Raw genomic sequence first — 15,737 nt, forward strand, 5'->3', positions numbered from 1 at the left:
CTTACAGTCTGTTATGTGAAAGACGCCAAGGTGACATTAGACAAGGAAATGAATGCAGGCATGAAGCTGATTCTGTGGGGTACGTTGCTGGCGGCCGGGCTACTGGCCGGTTGTTCCGGTTCAGCGCCGGAAGAAAAAGACGCGCTGTCCGAAGCAGGCCAGACGCGGTTGCAACTGGGTCTGGAATATATGAAGCAGGGCGATTTAAACGCCGCGCGGCAGAATCTGGAGAAAGCGGCAGATGCCGCCCCACAGGATTACCGTACCCAATTGGGAATGGCGCTCTATGAGCAGCGGATTGGCGAGAATAGCGCGGCCGAACAACGTTATCAGCAGGCGCTCAAACTTGCGCCGAACAATGGCACGGTGCTGAATAATTACGGTGCGTTTCTTTGCAGTTTAGGGCAGTATGTACCGGCACAACAGCAGTTTAGCGCTGCGGCAGTGGCGCCGGATTACGGTCAGGTTGCCGACAGCCTGGAAAACGCAGGTTACTGTTTTCTCAAAGCCGGACAAAACGATGAAGCACGTACTTTGTTAACGCGTGCGCTGAAGGTCGATCCGGACAAAGGCACTCCACTGTTGGTGGAGGCAGAAAAGCAATTTGGAGAAGGGAAGCGCGCACAGTCGCAACTTTTACTGGATAGTTATCAACATGTTCTGCCGGCTAGCGCCGACAGCTTATGGTTACAGATTCGTTTCGCCGCGTTAGCCGGGCGCCAAGATAGCGTGCAACGTTATGGCAAGCAGTTATCGCGAAGTTTTCCACAATCCAAACAGTACCAGCAGTTCTTAGCTAATGAATACTGAAGCCTCCCAAGATAAAACCGTATCAATGACGACAGGCGAACGTCTGCGTCAGGCCCGTGAACAACTCGGGTTGAGTCAACAGGCCGTTGCAGAACGCCTGTGCCTCAAAATGTCTACCGTGCGCGATATCGAAGAAGACAATCTGTCCGCAGACCTGGCTTCAACCTTCGTGCGTGGTTATATCCGTTCCTATGCCAAGCTGGTGCGTTTGCCAGAGGATGAACTGCTGCCGATGCTGGCCAAGCAGGCTCCGCTGAAGGTCGCGAAAGTGGCGCCAATGCAGAGTTTCTCACTGGGCAAGCGTCGCAAAAAACGCGACGGCTGGCTGATGAGCTTCACCTGGCTGATCGTTTTCGTGGTGGTCGGTTTGACCGGTGCCTGGTGGTGGCAAAACCACAAGGCCCAGCAGGAAGAGATCGCTACTATGGCCGATCAATCCTCCGCCCAGCTCTCACAGAACAACAATGAAGGCCAGTCTGTGCCGTTGACCGACAGCAATGCCGACAACAGCGCACCTTTGGCCGACAATGGGTCAACGCCGGTCGATCTCGGCGCTGCACCACAGCAGCCACAGACTCCGGCCGTGACCGGCAGTGCAACCGCGCAGCAACCTGCGGTGGTTTCACCAAGCCAGACCACGTTGCCTGAGACAACGCCTGCGGCACCTACCGCACCGTTGCCGACGGCAGATGCAGGCGTAGCTGCACCGGCGGCCGATCCAAACGCGCTGGTGATGGACTTCTCAGCCGACTGCTGGCTGCAGGTCACCGACGCCAGCGGCAAAACGTTGTACAGCGGCAGCCAGAAGAGCGGCGGCAAGCTGAGCCTGGCGGGCACCGCGCCCTATAAACTGACCATTGGCGCACCGGCCGCAGTACAGATCCAATATCAAGGTAAGCCGGTTGATTTAAGCCGGTTTGTTAAGTCAAACCGTGTTGCTCGTCTGACCGTTGCCGCGCAGTGATTGCGCGGCCATTGTCGTTAAGCCCGAGCAACAATGGAGAGTAAGTAATGCATAACCAGTCGCCCATCAACCGTCGAAAATCAACGCGAATTTACGTCGGCAATGTGCCTATTGGTGATGGTGCGCCGATTGCCGTGCAGTCGATGACTAACACCCGTACCACCGATGTTGAAGCCACGGTTAATCAGATCAAAGCGCTGGAGCGCGTAGGCGTTGATATCGTCCGCGTTTCAGTTCCTACCATGGATGCCGCCGAGGCGTTCAAGCTGATCAAGCAGCAGGTTAACGTGCCGCTGGTCGCTGACATCCACTTCGATTACCGCATCGCGCTGCAGGTTGCTGAATATGGCGTAGACTGCTTGCGCATCAACCCAGGCAACATCGGTAACGAGTCGCGTATCCGTTCAGTCGTAGACTGCGCACGCGATAAAAACATCCCGATCCGCATCGGGGTGAACGGCGGCTCGCTGGAAAAAGACATCCAGGAAAAATACGGCGAACCTACGCCGGAAGCCCTGCTCGAATCCGCCATGCGCCACGTCGATATCCTCGATCGCCTCAACTTCGACCAGTTCAAAGTCAGCGTCAAGGCCTCCGATGTGTTCCTGGCGGTGCAATCCTATCGCCTGTTGGCGGCGCGCATCGATCAGCCACTGCACCTGGGTATCACCGAAGCCGGTGGCGCGCGCAGTGGTTCAGTGAAGTCGGCGATTGGCCTGGGGCTGCTGCTGTCGGAAGGCATTGGCGACACCCTGCGCATCTCGCTGGCAGCCGATCCGGTGGAAGAAGTGAAGGTCGGTTTCGACATTCTGAAATCGCTGCGCATCCGCGCCCGCGGCATTAACTTCATCGCCTGTCCGACCTGTTCGCGTCAGGAGTTTGACGTCATTGGTACGGTCAACGCGCTGGAACAGCGTCTGGAAGACATCATCACGCCGATGGACATTTCGATTATCGGCTGTGTGGTCAATGGTCCGGGCGAAGCGCTGGTTTCCACGCTGGGCGTTACCGGCGGCCATAAAAAGAGCGGTTTCTACGAAGACGGCGTGCGCCAGAGAGAACGTTTTGACAACGAGCAGATGATTGACCAGTTGGAAGCCAAAATCCGCGCCAAGGCGTCGATGATGGATGAAAGCAATCGCATCTCGGTCAACCTGCTGGAAAAATAAGCATTATACCGATACGGCGGGCTTTTTAGCCCGCTTGTTTATGAACCCGGGAGCAGAACTCTGCATTCGCGTTGAATACGGGACGGCAAAGTCCCTATAATCGGGTTCATTTTTATAGACAACGGACAGAGAACTCACGTGGCAAAGAACATTCAAGCCATTCGCGGCATGAACGACTACCTGCCGGAAGAAACGGCATTATGGCAGCGTATTGAAGGCATCCTCAAGCAGGTGCTGAGCGGCTACGGTTACAGCGAAATCCGCTTGCCGATTGTAGAGCAGACCCCGTTATTCAAACGCGCGATCGGCGAAGTGACCGACGTCGTAGAAAAAGAGATGTATACCTTCGACGACCGCAACGGCGAAAGCCTGACGCTGCGTCCGGAAGGGACGGCTGGTTGCGTACGCGCCGGCATCGAACATGGTCTGCTGTACAATCAGGAGCAGCGTCTTTGGTACGTTGGCCCGATGTTCCGCTACGAGCGTCCGCAAAAAGGCCGTTATCGCCAGTTCCACCAACTGGGGGCCGAAGTGTTTGGCCTGCAGGGGCCGGATATCGACGCCGAACTGATCCTGCTGAGCGCACGCTGGTGGAAAGCCCTGGGCATCGCTGAGCACGTTAAGCTGGAGCTGAACTCCATCGGTTCACTGGAAGCGCGCGCCAACTACCGCGATGCCTTGGTGGCCTTCCTGGAACAGCATCAGGAAAAGCTGGACGAAGATTGCAAACGCCGCATGTACAGCAACCCGCTGCGCGTGCTGGATTCGAAGAACCCGGAAGTGCAAGCGCTGTTGAACGACGCGCCGCGCCTGTCCGAGTATCTGGATGAAGACTCCAAAGCCCACTTCGAAGGTCTGTGTGAACTTTTGGCGCAGGCAGGTATCCCATATACCATCAATGAACGCCTGGTGCGTGGTCTGGATTATTACAACCGTACGGTATTCGAATGGGTGACCACCAGTCTGGGCGCTCAGGGGACGGTGTGTGCCGGCGGGCGTTATGACGGTCTGGTCGAACAACTGGGCGGGCGCGCAACGCCGGCGGTCGGTTTTGCGATGGGCCTGGAGCGTCTGGTGCTGCTGGTTCAGGCGGTTAACCCAGAGTTTAAAGCTGCGGCGACCATTGATGTGTACGTGATTTCCTCCGGCGCCGGTACCCAGAGTGCGGCGATGCAGTTGGCAGAGAGCGTTCGCGATGCGGCGCCACAGCTGAAACTGATGACCAACTACGGCGGCGGTAACTTTAAGAAGCAGATCACCCGTGCGGATAAATGGGGCGCGCGCGTTGCCTTGATCCTGGGTGAGAACGAAGTCGCAGCCCAGCAGGTGGTCGTCAAGGACCTGCGCAGTGGTGAACAAGAAACGCTGGCGCAGAGCGAAGTCGCTGTGCGTCTGGCTTTGATGTTAGGTTAAGGAGAAGGACACCGTGGAAGTCTATACCACTGAAAACGAACAAGTCGACGCCGTGCGTCGGTTCTTTGCCGAAAACGGCAAAGCGCTGGCAGTGGGCGTGGTGCTCGGAATTGGTGCCCTGGTCGGCTGGCGTTACTGGCAGAGCCACGAGAACTCCAACATGATGATTGCGTCCCAATCCTACCAGGAAGCCAGCGATCGTCTGGCGGCCGGTAAGCCGGACGACGTGGCCGCGGCGCAGAAGTTTGCCCAGGCCAACAGCAACAGCTACGGCGTGCTGGCCTCGTTGGAGCTGGCGAAGCATTTTGTTGAGCAGAATGACTTTGCCAAAGCAGATCAACAACTGGTGCTGGCTCAGGGTCAGACCAAAGACGAAAACCTGCTTTCGATGATTCACCTGCGTCTGGCGCGTGTCCAGTTGCAGGAGAAAAAGCTGGATGAAGCGCTGAAAACGCTGGATGGCGTGAAAGGCGAAGGTTGGGCGGCGATGGCGCAGGAGACGCGCGGCGACGTGCTGTTGGCCAAAGGCGATACCAAAGGTGCGCGTGAGGCGTACAGCAAAGGCATTGAGTCTAACGCTTCTCAGGCGCTGCAGGTTCTGCTGCGCATGAAATTGAATAACTTGTCCAGCTAAGGGGAATTCCCATGCAATTGCGTAAAACACTCTTGGTCGGACTGGTTTCCGTTGCCTTGCTGAGTGGTTGCTCACTGTTCAACAGTGAAGAAGACGTGGTTACCATGTCGCCGCTGCCGAAAGTTGAAAATCAGTTCACGCCGAGCAAGGCGTGGAGTACCTCGGTCGGTGACGGTGTCGGTGAGTTCTATTCTCACCTGCGTCCGGCTTTCCAGGACAACACTATTTATGCCGCCGATCGTCACGGCATCGTGAAAGCGATGGACGCCGACAACGGTAACGAAAAGTGGAAGGTTGATCTCTCCGAGAAAACCGGCTTCCTCTCCAGCAACCTGCCGGCGCTGTTGTCGGGCGGTATGGCGGTAGCGGGCGACAAAGTTTATGTCGGCAGTGAGAAGGCCGTAGTTTACGCACTGAATACCGCAGACGGTAAGGTGGCGTGGCAGACCAAAGTGGCCGGTGAAGCGATTTCGCGTCCGGTGATCAGCGACGGCATGGTGCTGATCCATACCACTAACGGCCTGCTGCAGGCGCTGAACGAATCTGACGGCGCGGTGAAGTGGACGGTTAACCTGGATATGCCTTCGCTGTCGCTGCGCGGTGAGTCCGCACCGGCCGTTGCCTTTGGCGCAGCCATTGTCGGCGGTGATAACGGTCGCGTCAGCGCCGTATTAATGCAACAAGGTCAGTTGATCTGGCAGCAACGTATTTCCCAGCCGAGCGGCGCGACCGAAATTGATCGTCTGAACGATGTCGACACTACGCCGGTGATAGTTGAAGGCGTTGTCTACGCATTAGGTTACAATGGCAACCTGACGGCGTTGGATCTGCGTTCCGGTCAGATCATGTGGAAACGTGAACTGGGCTCGGTGAACGACTTTATCGTTGATGCAGGCCGCATTTACCTGGTCGATCAGAACGATCGCGTGGTTGCGCTGAGCACCGAAGGTGGCGTGACCGTATGGACGCAGAGCGATTTGCTGCACCGCAACCTGACCCCGCCAGTGATGTATAATGGTTTCCTGGTGACCGGTGACTCCGAAGGTTACCTGCACTGGATTAACACCACGGACGGCCGTTTTGTTGCTCAGCAGGAAGTGGATAGCTCCGGCTTCCTGTCTGCGCCGATGGTAGCCGGCGATAAGCTGGTCATCCAGGCGAAGGGCGGAAAAGTTTACGCTTTCACCCGCTAACGCCGATCGTCGCACGGATTGCAAACGGCTCCTGAATGTTCAGGGGCCGTTTCGTATTTTTATAAGCTGCACTTATGGTGTCTATCCATAGTGCAGTAACGCATTGATTATTAAGTAATGAGGCTTCACAATGATACCTGTCGTCGCGCTAGTTGGGCGCCCGAATGTGGGTAAATCCACCTTGTTTAACCGTTTGACACATACGCGTGATGCGCTGGTGGCGGATTTCCCCGGGCTAACGCGAGACCGCAAGTATGGTCGTGCAGAAGTTGAGGGCAATGAATTCATTATCGTCGATACCGGGGGTATTGACGGTACCGAAGACGGCGTTGAAACGCGCATGGCCGGCCAGTCGCTGTTGGCGATCGAAGAAGCAGACATCGTGCTGTTTATGGTCGATGCTCGCGCGGGCCTGATGCCAGCCGATCTGGGCATTGCCCAGCATCTGCGCAACCGCCAGAAAGCCACCTTCCTGGTTGCCAACAAAACCGACGGTATGGATCCCGACATGGCCACCGCCGACTTCTACTCGCTGGGTCTGGGTGACGTGCATGCGATTGCCGCTTCCCACGGTCGTGGCGTGGCGCAACTGATCGAACACGTGCTGGTGCCGTTTGTCGGTGAAAAGCCGGAAGAAGTCGAGCTGACCGAAGAAGAGGCTAACGCCGCTTATTGGGCCGAGCAAGAAGGTGAAAACCTCGAAGGCCCGGAAGATGAGCCGGAAGATGATTTCAACCCGCAAGATTTGCCAATCAAGCTGGCTATCGTCGGTCGTCCTAACGTAGGTAAGTCCACACTGACTAACCGTATTCTCGGCGAAGATCGTGTTGTGGTTTACGACATGCCGGGCACCACCCGTGACAGTATTTATATCCCGATGGTCCGCGACGAGCGCGAATACGTGCTGATCGATACCGCCGGGGTGCGTAAGCGCGGCAAGGTGACGGAAACCGTAGAGAAGTTCTCGGTAATCAAAACCCTGCAGGCGATCGAAGACGCTAACGTGGTGTTGCTGGTAGTGGATGCACGCGAAGGCATTTCCGATCAGGATCTCTCGCTGCTCGGCTTTATCCTCAATAGTGGGCGCTCACTGGTGATTGTGGTCAACAAGTGGGACGGCATGAGCGAGGAAGATCGCGATCACGTCAAAGAGATGCTCGATCTGCGCCTGGGCTTTGTCGATTTCGCCCGCATTCACTTCATCTCTGCCCTGCACGGCAGCGGTGTTGGCAACTTGTTCGTCTCGGTTCTGGAAGCTTATGAGTGTGCGACCCGTCGCGTGAACACCTCGATGCTGACCAAAATCATGCAGATGGCAGCCGACGATCACCAGCCGCCGCTGGTACGTGGTCGCCGCGTGAAGCTGAAATATGCGCACGCCGGTGGGTATAACCCGCCGATTGTGGTGATCCACGGCAACCAGGTCACCGATCTGGCCGACTCGTACAAACGCTACCTGATGAACTACTTCCGTCGTTCTCTGAAGGTAATGGGTACGCCTATCCGCATCCAGTTCAAAGAGGGTGAGAACCCGTTCGCCGGCAAGCGCAACCTGCTGACGCCGAACCAGATGCGTAAGCGTAAACGCCTGATGAGCCACCTGAAGAAAAGCAAATAATCAGTAACAGGGGCGCGGTAGCTATACCGCGCCCCTTTTTTATTGGTTCGAAATCGTTTTATTATCTGAATATTACCGCCGTCAGCCTGAAGGAACACCATGTCCTGGGAAACCTGGAGTTTTGCGTTCAGCGTCACCGTACCTAATCTGTTAATGATGTTGTTGGGCGTACTGCTACGCCACTGGCGCATGATGGACGACCGTTTTATTGATGGCGCCACGCGGCTGGTATTCAATCTGGCGCTGCCTTGCCTGTTGTTCTTCAGCATCGCGACCAACCATCCGCAGCTGTTGGGCAACCTGTCGTTGGTGATGTACGGCGCAGTCGGCACCCTCGCCACTTTCTTGCTGCTGGAGATCGCCGCCATTTGGCTGGTGAAAGAACCGCGTGAGCGCGGCGTCTTTGTCCAGGGCGGCTTTCGTGCCAATACCGCCATCGTCGGTCTGGCCTATGCCATGACCGCTTATGGCAGCGAAGGGGTTGCGTTAGGGTCGTTGTACCTGACGGTGACGGTGATCCTGTTTAACGTACTGTCGGTGGTTACCCTGACCCGCAGCCTGCAAGGCGGGCAGGGGAAGAAGATCAGCCGGCTGTCGCTGTTGCGCAGTATCGTCACTAACCCGCTGATTATCGGCCTGGTGTGTGGGTTGCTCTTTGCCCAGACCGGGCTGGAAATCCCGCAGGTCATTCGGCAGACCGGCAGTTATATCTCCGGCTTGTCGTTGCCGCTGGCATTGTTGTGTACCGGTGCCAGTTTGGATTTGCGCGCCATGTTTCGCTCGTCCAACGTGGCGGCGTTGTCTTCCTCCGCCAAACTGTTTCTGGTGCCGGTGCTGATGACGCTGGGCGGTTGGTTATGCGGTTTCCACGGCGCGGCATTGGGGATTATCTTCCTGTTCTCGGCCACGCCAACCGCTTCCGGCAGCTATGTGATGACGCGCGCCATGGGCGGCAATGCCACGTTGGCGGCAAATATCATTGCTATCACCACCGTTGGGTCGTTCTTCACCACCGCGCTGGGGATCTACTTCTTACGTTCATGGGGCGTAATTTAATTCGGGAGGGTCTATGGAAGCGCTATGTCCGCAGTGTCATCAGGCGATGAACTGGGTAGAGGGCCACTATCATTGCGAAGCCTGTCACAGCGATTATCAGCAGTTGGCGCAGTGCCCGGATTGCGGGCAACCGTTGCAAGAGCTGAAGGCCTGCGGTGCGGTGGACTATCTGTGCCAAAACGGCCATGGGCTGATATCCAAAAAGCGCGTACTTTTTAGCTATGTGCCTTGGGGGAAGGGCGAATAAATTCGCCCCGATTAACCCCGCGTTGCGCCTCAAAACCTTCATTCGGTTCACTCATCCACCTGGCCGGTTTTCCACAGGTCGACTAACGCCTGTGGAGCGCTGGTTTCCGGTATCAGCAGGACGATTTCGCTGCACAGCGTTTGGCTGTAATAGCTGATTTGCACGCGGAAGTAACGCTGGTCACCACAGCCGGGGGAACCGGGCTGGCCCTCTTCCTGAGCGTAGGGCAGCGTCTGGTTCAGCAGTTGATTCAGGCGTTGTCGTTGTTCCGGCGTAATGTCGGCCAGCGCAATACGCCGCTGGCCGGCCAGTTTGGGAATAAAGGCAAAGCCGCCTTCACGCGCCAGCTCAATGACCGTGTCCTGATTGAGCGCCGGCAAGGGTTTCATTATTCCACCCCCACCTGATGCCAGGCCTGCTGCACCTTATCCGCCACGTCGCTGTCGAAACGTTGTTGTGCATGTTTTACTGTGGTACGGGCGAAGGTGGCGAAGTCCGCGTCCTGCGGCAGCGCTTTGTCGCAAAGCGTGTCGTACCAGATATAACCGGCTTTCTCCCAGGCGAAGCCGCCCAGTGCGGTCGCTGCCAGATAAAACGCGCGGTTGGGGATGCCGGAGTTAAGGTGTACGCCGCCGTTATCCTCTTTGGTCTGGATGTAGTCTTTCATGCTGGCCGGTTGTGGGTCTTTCCCCAGCAGTGGATCGTCGTAAGCGGTACCGGGAGCCGACATGGAACGCAGACCTTTGCCTTTGATGCCTTTCGCCAGCAACCCCTCGCCAATCAGCCAGTCGGCCTTATCCGCGGTTTGTTTGAGGTGGAACTGTTTGACCAGGGAACCGAACACGTCAGACAGCGACTCATTCAGCGCACCGGCCTGCTGGAAGTAAATCAACCCGGCTTCGCTTTCGGTGACGCCGTGTGCCAGCTCGTGGCCGACCACGTCGATGGCGATGGTAAAGCGGTTAAAGATTTCGCCGTCACCGTCGCCGAATACCATTTGTTGGCCGTTCCAAAAGGCGTTCTGGTATTCCTTACCGTAATGCACGCTGCCGGTCAGCGGCAGGCCCCGGTTGTCCAGCGAGTTGCGTTTGAATGCCTGCCAGAAGAAATCGTAGGTTACGCCGAGGTAGTCGTAAGCCTCATCTACCGCCACGTCATGGTTACTGGCCTGACCCTCGTTACGCACCTGTTTGCCGGGCAGTTGGGTGCCGTTTTCGGCGTCGTAAATATCGCGAATCACCTTGCCGGCGCTGGCGGTTTTCGCACCGGGAGCGCGCAAAGGCTTATTGCCGAGCAGGCTCTGGACGTGGTTCAGGGTGTGCAATGCGCAGTCGCGTTGCGGGGCGTTACCGTGTTCAATGATCCGGCGCAGTATATAAGGGGGAATGACCGAGCGTGCTGTCAGGGTTGGCATAGTGGCTCTCCTTAGGCAAAAAAAAGTTACCCGTCATCTTTCAAGCTACAGGGTATCTATAAGAATTCTGCCTCTAAGTGTAGTTCAGACATCGTAAAGACGATGATCGTGAGTGCTGACCGCCGGGCTGGTTTTATGGGGGCTGATGCGTTTGACCGAGGCGCGTACCGCCAGCTTGCCGTGCAGCAGCAGGTTACAAGGCGGGGCATCGGCGCGTAGCAGGCGGCGCTGCAGCAGTTGGATCGCCTCATAACCCAGTTCGTCGCGCGGCACATGCACCGAGGTGAGCGGCACGTCGTGAATTTCCGCCAGGTTGAAACCGTCGGTGCTCATCACCGAAATATCGCCCGGCACGCTCAGTTGCAGTTTGTTCAGTGCCTTGACCGCGCCGACCGCCATATAGTCGCCGCCGGCAAGAATGGCCGTTGGCAGCTGCGAGCGATGGCTCACCCGTTCGATAAAGGTGGTGAGCGCCTGTTCGGCCTCTTCACTGCCAAAACCGGAAGTGGTCACCAGATGGCGGCCGTCGTCAAAGGCGATATTGTGCCGCGCGTAGGCTTGTTTAATCCCGGCCAGCCGCAGTTCCATGGTGTGGCGACGCAGGCATTGCAGGTTCAGGATATGGCTGTGCCCTTGTTGAATCAGATAGTTGGCGGAGAACTCGCCAATCAGTTGATGATCGGGCGACACGCTGTCGAGCCGCATCTGGCGGTCGGAACAGTTAACCAGCACGCAGGGTTTGTTCAGATCGGCGGCCAATTGATGAATGTGTTCGTCATCGATGCCGATAATCAGTGCCGCCTGGGTTTGCGGATCGCTCATCTTTTCCAGAAACAGCGCACCGTCGCTGTGCAACTCTTCCAACCCGCAATAGCGAATGCGTACTTCATGCTCGGCCAACGCCGCGGCGATCCCCTGGATCACCTTGTAGTAAAAGATATCGGTGCGCACGTCGAAAGCGCGCTGTGGCGCGAAGACCATCACGTTATTGAGCATCAACCGGCCGCTGGAGATACCCTGCAGAATGCCGTTCTGTTGGGCGCAGGCCAACACCTTTTGGCGCGCTTCGACACTGGTGTTGGATTTACCCGCTAAAACGCGTGAAACGGTGCTGATCGACAGCCCGGTTTGCCGGGCAATTTCCTGTATTTTCAGCTTTCCGTTCATTCTGTGATCTCCTTCAAATTTGGTGATGAAAATATTTTCACGGTGTTTTTTCAGCGTACTGTCAGGCTTCTGCCGCCATTATGGCCAGCTTTTATTCTATGTATGAGAATTTTTGCAAAAAACCACGTTTCGCTCACGCTTCCGGCTGGGTAGTCTGAATTGGTATACCAACTTTATAGATTTATCAGTCCAATTAACGGGCTGAATTATAAATAAAACGAAAATAAATCATGTGGTTGTGAACTGCGTGCGCCATTGAATATCAGGCGTAAAGCCATTTCCCACGCCCCATACCTTCGATACCAAAACGTACCCTACCAAAGGCGTGCTGTTTCACCAGACAGCCGTCGTGGAGAGAAGACAGATGAGTGTTGAAATTAATCAAAGGGTCACCGACAGCGGCCGGCGCAAATTCAAATCGCTGCGCTGGTGGATGCTGGCGCTGTTTTTACTCGGCGTGACGGTCAACTACATCACCCGTAACTCGCTGGGCATTCTGGCTCCGGAGCTGAAAACCAGCCTGAACATGACCACCGAGCAGTACTCCTGGGTGGTAGCGTCATTCCAGTTGGCTTATACGGTGTTTCAGCCGATCTGCGGGTGGCTGATTGACGTGATCGGCCTGAAGATGGGCTTTTTAATCTGCGCCAGCATTTGGGCGGTGGTTTGCATGCTGCATGCCGGGGCAGGGAGCTGGGTTCAACTGGCGATCCTGCGGTTCTTTATGGGCGGAGCGGAAGCGGCGGCCACGCCGGCCAACGCCAAGGCGATTTCCGACTGGTTCCCGAAAAAGGAACGACCGATCGCCGCCGGTTGGGCGGGCGTCGGTTTCTCTATTGGCGCCATGCTGGCGCCGCCGATCATCGTGATTGCCCATGTTTCCTTCGGCTGGCAGGGCGCTTTTTTGTTCTCCGGCGCGCTGGCGCTGATCTGGGTGGTGCTGTGGTGGCTGTTTTATCACTCGCCGCAGCAGCACCCCAATCTGAGCCAGCAGGAATTGGATCTGATCCGCGAAGATAACGAGCCGGAGCTGCCCAGATTGCCGTTCCTCAAGTCCCTGGCGATTTTGTGCCGCAACAAAAAGTTCTATGGCATCGCCATTCCGGCCTTTCTCGCCGAACCTGCCTGGGCGGTGTTCAGTTTCTGGGTACCGTTGTACCTGGCCACCGAGCGTGGCATGGATTTAAAACACATCGCCATGTTCGCCTGGCTGCCGTTTTTGGCGGCGGATATCGGCAGCGTCGCCAGCGGTTATCTCACCACCCTGTACCGCAAGTGGTTCGGTTGCAGCCGGGTTAACTCGGTGGTCGCCAGTTCGGTCACCGGCGCCTTCATGATGGTCTCGCTGGCGTTTGTGGCGATCACCAAAGATCCCTACGTGGCGATCGCCCTGATCTCGATCGGCGGTTTTGGCCATCAGGTGATCTCCTGCATGCTCAGCGCGCTGGTGGTGGAGTCATTCGATAAAAACCAGATGGCGACCGTCAACGGCATGCGCGGATCCAGCGCCTGGATCGCCAGCTTCCTGTTCACTCTGCTGATCGGTGCGGTCTCCGACACCGTCGGCTTCAACCCGCTGTTCATCGCCATGGGGTTCTTCGACCTGATCGGCGCCCTGTTCCTGATTGCTTTGATCGCCGAACGCGGCGGTAAAAAAACACTCAATAGTTAAGTTGGATGCCTATGAAAACCTTAAAAAACTGGACGCTGGCAGGGCAACACGCCGATCGCATTGAGCTGCGGGTCGACGAGCGTCATCTGTTCTGCCTGTATGTGCTGGAAAACGATCTGTTGCGCGTGTTGGTCAAGCGCAACGGCGAGCTGGCACTGGATCGCACCTGGAGCATTGCGCCACAGACCGACGTGCCGTGGGAAGGGCGCGACCGGCTGAGCGTCGCCGGTTTCAGTCTGCCGGGTTATCAACTGCAGCAGCATGATGATCGGCTGGTGCTGACCACCACTGCGCTGCGCGTTACCGTGCATCAGCCGCTGTGGCTGGAATGGGAGCACTGCAATGCGGCCGGTGAATGGCGGCCGCTGGCAGCCGATCGGCCAACCAGCGCTTACCTGCTAAACCCGCACGGTGACGGCGTGGCCCATTACCAACGCCGTCATGCCACCGAACGTTATTATGGTTTGGGCGAGAAGGCCGGCGATTTGGAACGCAGTGGGCGACGTTTTGAAATGCGCAATCTGGATGCGATGGGCTACAACGCCGCCAGCACCGACCCGCTGTACAAACACATTCCGTTCACTATCACCCGCGGGGAAGAAGCCAGCTTCGGGCTGTTTTATGACAACCTGAGCAGTTGCTGGCTGGATCTGGGCAACGAGATCGACAACTACCATTTGGCCTATCGCCGTTATCAGGCCGAAGCGGGAGATCTGGATTATTACCTGTTCCTGGGGCCGAAGGTGCTGGATGTGACCAAAACCTTTGTGCGCCTGACTGGCAAGACCCACTTTGGACCAAAATGGAGCCTGGGTTACAGCGGCTCCACCATGCATTACACCGACGCGCCAGACGCCCAGCAGCAACTGCAGCAGTTCATTGAGCTCTGTCGCCGGCATGACATTCCCTGCGACTCCTTCCAGCTGTCTTCGGGTTACACCTCGATCGGCAACAAGCGCTATGTATTCAACTGGAACTACGACAAGGTGCCGCAGCCCAAACAATTGAGCCAGGCGTTTCACGACGCCGGGTTGAAGCTGGCGGCCAACATCAAGCCCTGTCTGTTGCAGGATCATCCGCAGTATCAGCAGGTGGCGCAACAGGGGCTGTTTATTCGCGATTCTGAAAGCGACCGACCGGAGCGCTCCAGCTTTTGGGACGACGAAGGTTCGCACCTCGACTTCACCAACCCGACGGCGGTGCACTGGTGGCAGCAGGGCGTGACGCAGCAACTGCTGGAGATGGGCATCGATTCCACCTGGAATGACAATAACGAATACGAAGTGTGGGACGGCGAGGCGCGTTGTCACGGCTTTGGCCGGCCGATAGCCATCAAGCATATCCGCCCGGTAATGCCGTTATTGATGATGCGCGCCTCGATGGAGGCCCAGCAGCGGTTTGCTCCCGAGCTACGGCCCTATCTGATTTCACGCTCCGGGTGTGCCGGTATGCAGCGTTATGTACAGACCTGGAGCGGCGACAACCGCACCAGTTGGCAGACCCTGCGCTACAACATCCGCATGGGGTTGGGCATGAGCCTGTCTGGGTTGTATAACCTGGGGCACGATGTCGGCGGTTTCTCCGGCGACAAGCCGGACGCCGAACTCCTGGTTCGCTGGGTGCAAAACGGTGTGATGCATCCGCGTTTCACCATTCATTCCTGGAACGACGACGCCACGGTTAACGAACCCTGGATGTACCCGGCCGCCACCCCGGCGGTACGCGAGGCGATTAACCTGCGCTACCGGCTGATGCCCTATTTCTACACCCTGCTGTGGCAGGCCAGCGCCGACGACGAGCCGATGCTGCGACCGACCTTCCTCGATCATGAGCATGATGAGCGCACGCTGAATGAAACCGATGATTTTATGATTGGCCGCGATCTGCTGGTGGCCAGCGTAGTGGAGCAGGGGCAGCGTCAGCGGCCGGTGTATCTGCCGGATAACGGCGACGGTTGGTACTGTTTTTACAGCGGTCAGTGGTTTAGCGGCGGCCAGAGTGTCGTGCTGGAGGCACCGCTGGAGCGCTTGCCGCTGTTGGTGCGTGCCGGAGCCGCATTACCGCTGTCGTCCAGATTGGCGCACGTTGACGTGGCGGCGGACGATCGACGCGAGCTAAAACTGTACCCGCTAAAAGGCTGTGGCAGCGCTTCTGGGCTGTTATTCGAAGATGATGGGGAAAGTTATGGCTGGCAGCAGGGCGACGCGCTGTGGCTGCGCTGGGAGATGCTCAGCGACAATCAACGCGTCATGCTGAACATCACTACCGAAGGCCGGTTCAAACCGGCATGGCAGACCTTAAGCTTAAGTTTGCCTGCCGGAGAGGTACGAGAGCTGTGGATCAACGGCGTGCCGGGCAGCAGTTTTACCCTGGAGTAAGC

Annotated in this window: 14 protein-coding genes; 11 read left to right on the forward strand and 3 right to left on the reverse strand. The window is 57.0% G+C overall.

The features are described 5' to 3' along the window. Positions 1 to 60: 60 nt before the first annotated feature. From pilW to ACGS9J_RS14765, 9 genes are all read left to right on the forward strand, one after another. Positions 61 to 810 (forward strand): type IV pilus biogenesis/stability protein PilW, encoded by a 750-nt coding sequence (gene pilW / locus ACGS9J_RS14725; protein ID WP_442231610.1) that lies wholly within the window; start codon positions 61 to 63, stop codon positions 808 to 810. Next, positions 800 to 1,774 carry a cytoskeleton protein RodZ gene (gene rodZ / locus ACGS9J_RS14730; RefSeq protein WP_442231611.1) on the forward strand — a complete coding sequence of 325 codons (975 nt, stop codon included), beginning with the start codon at positions 800 to 802 and terminating at the stop codon, positions 1,772 to 1,774. Before pilW ends, rodZ begins: the two co-directional genes overlap by 11 nt. Before the next feature lie 47 nt (positions 1,775 to 1,821). After that, on the forward strand, positions 1,822 to 2,943 hold the full coding sequence (gene ispG, locus ACGS9J_RS14735) for a flavodoxin-dependent (E)-4-hydroxy-3-methylbut-2-enyl-diphosphate synthase (protein WP_442231612.1): 1,122 nt from the start codon (positions 1,822 to 1,824) through the stop codon (positions 2,941 to 2,943). 138 nt (positions 2,944 to 3,081) lie between these two features. Beyond that, a complete protein-coding gene (gene hisS, locus ACGS9J_RS14740; protein WP_442231613.1) occupies positions 3,082 to 4,356 on the forward strand; it encodes a histidine--tRNA ligase in 1,275 nt (424 codons plus the stop codon). A 13-nt stretch (positions 4,357 to 4,369) separates the two neighbouring features. Continuing rightward, the gene (locus ACGS9J_RS14745; protein WP_442231614.1) at positions 4,370 to 4,990 is read left to right on the forward strand and encodes a YfgM family protein; all 621 of its coding nucleotides are present in this window, start codon (positions 4,370 to 4,372) and stop codon (positions 4,988 to 4,990) included. Positions 4,991 to 5,001: 11 nt separating this feature from the next. After that, positions 5,002 to 6,183, forward strand: coding sequence for an outer membrane protein assembly factor BamB (gene bamB, locus ACGS9J_RS14750; RefSeq protein WP_442231615.1), 1,182 nt, complete (start codon positions 5,002 to 5,004; stop codon positions 6,181 to 6,183). Positions 6,184 to 6,313: 130 nt separating this feature from the next. Next, positions 6,314 to 7,801, forward strand: a complete 1,488-nt coding sequence (gene der, locus ACGS9J_RS14755; RefSeq protein ID WP_442231616.1) for a ribosome biogenesis GTPase Der — start codon at positions 6,314 to 6,316, stop codon at positions 7,799 to 7,801. A 99-nt stretch (positions 7,802 to 7,900) separates the two neighbouring features. Next, a complete protein-coding gene (locus tag ACGS9J_RS14760) occupies positions 7,901 to 8,857 on the forward strand; it encodes an AEC family transporter (protein ID WP_442231617.1) in 957 nt (318 codons plus the stop codon). Positions 8,858 to 8,870: 13 nt separating this feature from the next. Further along, positions 8,871 to 9,104, forward strand: coding sequence for a zinc ribbon domain-containing protein (locus tag ACGS9J_RS14765; RefSeq protein WP_442231618.1), 234 nt, complete (start codon positions 8,871 to 8,873; stop codon positions 9,102 to 9,104). Between the two features lie 47 nt (positions 9,105 to 9,151). Here ACGS9J_RS14765 and ACGS9J_RS14770 read toward each other — a convergent pair whose 3' ends face one another. From ACGS9J_RS14770 to ACGS9J_RS14780, 3 genes are all read right to left on the reverse strand, one after another. Further along, positions 9,152 to 9,493, reverse strand: coding sequence for a protealysin inhibitor emfourin (locus ACGS9J_RS14770; protein WP_442231619.1), 342 nt, complete (start codon positions 9,491 to 9,493; stop codon positions 9,152 to 9,154). Further along, the gene (locus ACGS9J_RS14775) at positions 9,493 to 10,518 is read right to left on the reverse strand and encodes a M4 family metallopeptidase (RefSeq protein ID WP_442231620.1); all 1,026 of its coding nucleotides are present in this window, start codon (positions 10,516 to 10,518) and stop codon (positions 9,493 to 9,495) included. Before ACGS9J_RS14775 ends, ACGS9J_RS14770 begins: the two co-directional genes overlap by 1 nt. A gap of 84 nt (positions 10,519 to 10,602) precedes the next feature. After that, positions 10,603 to 11,685 (reverse strand): LacI family DNA-binding transcriptional regulator, encoded by a 1,083-nt coding sequence (locus ACGS9J_RS14780; protein ID WP_442231621.1) that lies wholly within the window; start codon positions 11,683 to 11,685, stop codon positions 10,603 to 10,605. Positions 11,686 to 12,049: 364 nt separating this feature from the next. Here ACGS9J_RS14780 and ACGS9J_RS14785 point away from each other — a divergent pair, with 364 nt between their 5' ends. Continuing rightward, positions 12,050 to 13,357, forward strand: a complete 1,308-nt coding sequence (locus tag ACGS9J_RS14785) for an MFS transporter (protein ID WP_442231622.1) — start codon at positions 12,050 to 12,052, stop codon at positions 13,355 to 13,357. Between the two features lie 11 nt (positions 13,358 to 13,368). Beyond that, the gene (locus ACGS9J_RS14790; RefSeq protein ID WP_442231623.1) at positions 13,369 to 15,735 is read left to right on the forward strand and encodes a TIM-barrel domain-containing protein; all 2,367 of its coding nucleotides are present in this window, start codon (positions 13,369 to 13,371) and stop codon (positions 15,733 to 15,735) included. Positions 15,736 to 15,737 lie beyond the last annotated feature (2 nt).

The organism is Serratia quinivorans, from assembly GCF_052113645.1.
GTDB lineage: Bacteria > Pseudomonadota > Gammaproteobacteria > Enterobacterales > Enterobacteriaceae > Serratia > Serratia quinivorans_B.

Bases quoted from the DNA above. Each gene is read 5' to 3' on its own strand.
- pilW (WP_442231610.1), top strand. From the start codon at position 61: ATGAAGCTGATTCTGTGGGGTACGTTGCTGGCGGCCGGGCTACTGGCC.
- ACGS9J_RS14790 (WP_442231623.1), top strand. From the start codon at position 13,369: ATGAAAACCTTAAAAAACTGGACGCTGGCAGGGCAACACGCCGATCGC.
- ACGS9J_RS14775 (WP_442231620.1), bottom strand. From the start codon at position 10,518: ATGCCAACCCTGACAGCACGCTCGGTCATTCCCCCTTATATACTGCGC.
- der (WP_442231616.1), top strand. From the start codon at position 6,314: ATGATACCTGTCGTCGCGCTAGTTGGGCGCCCGAATGTGGGTAAATCC.
- ACGS9J_RS14785 (WP_442231622.1), top strand. From the start codon at position 12,050: ATGAGTGTTGAAATTAATCAAAGGGTCACCGACAGCGGCCGGCGCAAA.
- bamB (WP_442231615.1), top strand. From the start codon at position 5,002: ATGCAATTGCGTAAAACACTCTTGGTCGGACTGGTTTCCGTTGCCTTG.
- ACGS9J_RS14770 (WP_442231619.1), bottom strand. From the start codon at position 9,493: ATGAAACCCTTGCCGGCGCTCAATCAGGACACGGTCATTGAGCTGGCG.
- ACGS9J_RS14780 (WP_442231621.1), bottom strand. From the start codon at position 11,685: ATGAACGGAAAGCTGAAAATACAGGAAATTGCCCGGCAAACCGGGCTG.
- ACGS9J_RS14760 (WP_442231617.1), top strand. From the start codon at position 7,901: ATGTCCTGGGAAACCTGGAGTTTTGCGTTCAGCGTCACCGTACCTAAT.
- ACGS9J_RS14765 (WP_442231618.1), top strand. From the start codon at position 8,871: ATGGAAGCGCTATGTCCGCAGTGTCATCAGGCGATGAACTGGGTAGAG.
- ispG (WP_442231612.1), top strand. From the start codon at position 1,822: ATGCATAACCAGTCGCCCATCAACCGTCGAAAATCAACGCGAATTTAC.
- rodZ (WP_442231611.1), top strand. From the start codon at position 800: ATGAATACTGAAGCCTCCCAAGATAAAACCGTATCAATGACGACAGGC.